Raw genomic sequence first — 3,724 nt, 5'->3', positions numbered from 1 at the left:
AAAACAATAATTAGCGCATAAATTTTTTAAACTCAGAAACTGAAAAAACCTTAAAACCAGCAAGCCTTTCAATCAATCTGTGCAGGACTTCAACCGTGGTTTTTACATCATCTAGTGCCCTGTGATTTGGTAGCGCTTGGGTGTCAAAAAATTGTGAAAGTGTGCCAAGTTTGTAATTCAAGATCTCGGAGCGATCAATAACACGCCTTGCTAATTTAACGGTATCGATTACTTCATATTTGGGCCATTCGATTGCAAGTGAGGCTGCAGCGGCCTTGAGAAACCCAAGATCAAAAGGCGCATTGTGGGCAACCAAATGGATATCTTCGTGGCGATCAATGAACTTTATAAATTCAGGAAATACCTCATCAATTAGTGGCGCACCTACCAACATTTCATCGGTGATCCCAGTCAGATTAACAATGTAATCAGGCAACGGAACTTGGGGATTTACAAAGGTTGAAAACTCTCCCAGAACTTCGCCACCTCGCACAGCAATGGCCCCAATTTCTGTGATGCCACATCCTTGTTGAGGTGAGGCGCCTGTAGTCTCTAAATCCAAAACTATAAATGTTACTTGGGCCAAAGTTTTTTGGTTTTGAGATTTCAAAGTAAAGGCCAACTAGCAATCATAGGAATAATCATAAGTACCGGCACTGACATCTAGCGGTTTGCCTTCAGTCCAGAAACTGCTTGAAGTGCAATCAAGCAAACAATCAAATATGTGGCTGATATCCAACTATCTGTTAGTGCATATGAATATCCAATAACTAATGGGAATATCGCCGCAATGCAATATCCAATTCCTTGGGCCATAGATGAAAGATGACTTGTCGCAGCAAGGCTTGGTGATTTCATCGCAATTAAACCTAAGGCCAATGGCAGTGCTGCATGGGTAGTAGAAATCAATAAGAGAGCCGGAATTGTCCAACTATTCGATAAGTATGTAAGTCCCAAGAATCCAGCGATGCCGGGAACTGAAGTCGCCAGAATTGCTTTCTGCAAATTTTCGCCCTTACTGAAAACCAGCGGCAAAATTAAAGTTAAAGCAAAACCACAAAGTGTTGAAAGCCCGAAAAGTGCACCTGCTTCGGCGGCGGAATAATCTTTATCCATCAACATTTTAGGCATCCAAGCCACTTGGGTATAGAAAGTTGCTGACTGGACTCCCATATAAACTGAAACAAGCCATGCTTTTTTGGACCTTAACAATTCTTTAAAATGATTTTCGTGAGAATCGGGCATTGGTTGCGCTTTTCGTAATAACGGAATCCAAATCAATGCGACCAATATTGCAGGAATGGCCCAGACCGAGATACCGAATTTCCAATTGCCTCCAAAATAATTTGCAATCGGAATTGAAAGACCGGCGCCAAGTGAGGCCATCAGTGCAAGAACGGCCGAATAAATTGGCATGACTGTTGTTATTTTTTTGGGGTAATCCCGACGGACCAACGCTGGGGTAACAATATTTAAGATTGCAATGCTGACACCAAGAATAATTGTTAACCCGAAGAGCAGAGAATTAGAGCCCAGAGTTCGAAAAATAGTTGCCGCGGCTAGGGCGAGGAGTGCGAATACGATTAATTGTTCTGTCTTTATCTTTCGGAAAATTCTCAGACTAGGCAGTGGAGCAGCTAATGCGAAACAAATCACGGGGATTGCGGTTAAGAATCCGAATTGGATGATCCCTAAATTTTGGCTTCCACGAATTGCATTTATCTGCGGCCCGATACTTGTTATTGGGGAGCGAATACAACCGGCGATTGCTATTAGGGCAATCAGTTCAAAGTGCCGGGAGAGTTTCATTTAGCGAGTATAAATCGCAATTTTTGCTTTTCCCCGCTTTAACTTTAAACCGCTAGTTGAGAGTTTGCTATCAAAACCTCGCCCCGCGAAACTTGCATGCAATATGCGAAAGGGTAGGGTTTCTCCCACATCAATCCCTTATTTGAGGGTTAATCCAGGAGGCGCTTTGAAAAAGTCACTAAAGCTTATTGCGGTAGCCGCATCTCTAACACTTATTACAGGTGTTGCAGTTGCTCCTTCAGCACAAGCAGCAAAAATTAAATTATGTCTAGCCCTAGATACTGGCGGCGTAGACGATCGTTCATTTAACGAAGGAGCCTGGAAAGGTGCTCAAGCATCTACACAGTCAACTGCTGAGTATCTTTCAGCTGCTTCATCTGCAGATTTCGCGCCAAACATCAAGAAGTTTGTTGATAAGGGTTGCGATCTAATCGTTGGTGTTGGTTTCGCTATTTCAGCAGAAATCGTTAAGTCTGCAAAGGCAAACCCAAAGATTAAGTATGCAGTTGTTGACGATGCCGGTGAAGATTGCGATGCAAACTTCAACTGCAAGCCTGTAGCAAATGTAAAGGGATTGACATTCCAAACTGATGAAGCTGCATTTATGGCAGGTTACTTGGCAGCTGGAGTATCGAAGACAGGTAAAGTTGCAACTTACGGTGGAGCTCCATACCCAACAGTTACAATTTTCATGGATGGATATGCTCGTGGTGTTGCTTACTACAACAAGCAAAAAGGTAAGTCTGTAAAGGTACTTGGATGGGATCCAGCAAGTCCAAGTTCTGGAACATTCGTTGGTAACTTCTCTGACCAGTCCAAAGCGCTTACAATTTCAAAGGGCTTTGAACAACAGGGCGCCGATGTAATTCTTCCAGTTGGTGGAAACCTTGGAGCTCCTTATGCTGCAGAATCTGAGAAGAGCAAGAAGTCAGTCACTATCTGGGTTGACTCAGATGGATTTGGTCTTCTAACTGCTGGCAAGACAATTCTTCTTACAACTGTTGTAAAGGAAATTGGTGCTTCAATCAAGTCAGTTGCTAAAGACGTAGCCGATAAGAAGTTCAATGGCTCAAGGTATGTTGGAACGCTCAAAAATAAAGGTGTTTCAATTGCGCCATACCACGATCAATCAGGTCGTGTCCCTGGAAAACTTAAACTTGAAGTTCGCAAGATTCGCGATGCAATTATTGCGGGAACTCTTAAGGTAAGTGCATAAGTAAATAGCTTGCTAGAAACAGGAGGCTCCGGAATATCGGGCCTCCTGTTTTTTTGGCTCTAAGTCGGTAGGATTTGATTGTGTCATTAGAGCTGCGTGGAGTTACTAAAACCTTCGGTTCATTAACCGCAAATGATTCAATAAATTTGCGAGTCGAGACTGGTCAGATACACGCGATTCTCGGCGAGAACGGCGCTGGTAAATCAACCCTTATGAATATTGTTTATGGATTATTGAAAGCTGATAGTGGCGAAATTTTAGTCGATGAAAAATTAATAGATATCTCGGAGCCTAGTGATGCCCTAAATGCTGGTATCGGTATGGTCCACCAACATTTCATGCTTATTCCGGTGTTCTCCGTTGCTGAAAATATTGTTTTAGGTCATGAGAAAACTAAAAGCCTTGGTGTTTTAGATATTTCAGCTGCTCGCGAAGCGATTAAAAAGGTTTCGAAAGACTTCGGTTTCGAGGTAGACCCTGATGCAATTATAGAAACTCTGCCTGTTGGAACTCAGCAAAAAGTCGAGATTATCCGAGCTCTGATTTACGAGGCGAAAGTCTTGATTTTAGATGAACCAACTGCAGTACTCACGCCACAAGAAACCGATGAGCTTTTGAAAACCATGCAGGAGTTAAAGCGCAAAGGCACTTCCATAATTTTCATTACCCACAAACTTCGAGAAGTCCGTGCGGTCGCAG

At 42.9% G+C, this 3,724-nt stretch carries 4 protein-coding genes; 2 read left to right on the top strand and 2 right to left on the bottom strand.

Annotated elements, in window-relative coordinates; translation table 11 throughout:
* Nucleotides 1-10 precede the first annotated feature (10 nt).
* Together ABW391_RS28890 and ABW391_RS28885 are read right to left on the bottom strand one after the other, a co-directional pair.
* Nucleotides 11-586: an exonuclease domain-containing protein gene (locus ABW391_RS28890; protein WP_353485378.1), complete on the bottom strand. Its 576-nt coding sequence runs from the start codon at nt 584-586 to the stop codon at nt 11-13.
* Nucleotides 587-663: 77 nt separating this feature from the next.
* Complete coding sequence (locus ABW391_RS28885; RefSeq protein WP_353485377.1) at nt 664-1,809, bottom strand: MFS transporter; 1,146 nt, start codon at nt 1,807-1,809, stop codon at nt 664-666.
* 166 nt (nt 1,810-1,975) lie between these two features.
* Between ABW391_RS28885 and ABW391_RS28880 the strand changes: the two genes are divergently transcribed.
* Together ABW391_RS28880 and ABW391_RS28875 are read left to right on the top strand one after the other, a co-directional pair.
* Nucleotides 1,976-3,025, top strand: a complete 1,050-nt coding sequence (locus ABW391_RS28880) for a BMP family lipoprotein (RefSeq protein ID WP_353485376.1) — start codon at nt 1,976-1,978, stop codon at nt 3,023-3,025.
* 80 nt (nt 3,026-3,105) lie between these two features.
* Nucleotides 3,106-3,724: ATP-binding cassette domain-containing protein (locus ABW391_RS28875; protein WP_353485379.1), on the top strand; the 619-nt coding region annotated here is incomplete at its 3' end.

The sequence above is a fragment of the Haliscomenobacter sp. genome (assembly GCF_040403615.1).
Lineage (GTDB): Bacteria > Bacteroidota > Bacteroidia > Chitinophagales > Saprospiraceae > Haliscomenobacter.
This window is presented reverse-complemented; position numbering and strand designations above follow the sequence as displayed.

Coding starts and splice junctions, on each gene's coding strand:
- ABW391_RS28885 (WP_353485377.1), bottom strand. CDS start 1,809: ATGAAACTCTCCCGGCACTTTGAACTGATTGCCCTAATAGCAATCGCC.